The sequence below is a fragment of the Arthrobacter sp. SIMBA_036 genome, from assembly GCF_046535135.1.
Classification (GTDB): domain Bacteria; phylum Actinomycetota; class Actinomycetes; order Actinomycetales; family Micrococcaceae; genus Arthrobacter.
This window is the reverse complement of sequence record NZ_JAWRXG010000303.1, coordinates 1-256: the sequence shown is the minus strand read 5'-3', so window position 1 is coordinate 256 and position 256 is coordinate 1. Positions and strand designations below refer to the sequence as shown.

1 protein-coding gene is annotated in these 256 nt (G+C 24.2%); it reads right to left on the bottom strand.

Going from position 1 to position 256, the window contains the following annotated elements; translation table 11 throughout:
• Window positions 1-256 (bottom strand): hypothetical protein (locus SB659_RS19975; protein ID WP_410551678.1); only part of this gene is annotated, 256 nt, incomplete at both ends.

Below are 256 nucleotides of genomic sequence, written 5' to 3'. Positions count from 1 at the left end.
ATCCTTTATCTCATTTAAATAATAAAGTCCTTTTTCATAATCTCCGCCAAGAATATACAAGCGAAAAATGTTATCATAAAATTTAATTTTATCATTACTTTTATAAACTTGCAAAATTTCCTTGTTGAGCTTTTTTATATTATTGTCAAAGGAACTGCTTTCAATATTTTCATCCGTTTTGAATATGAAATTCTGTGAGTGATATTGCAAAGAAAACAACCCTATTAATAATAAGATTGTTTTCTTTAAGATATTA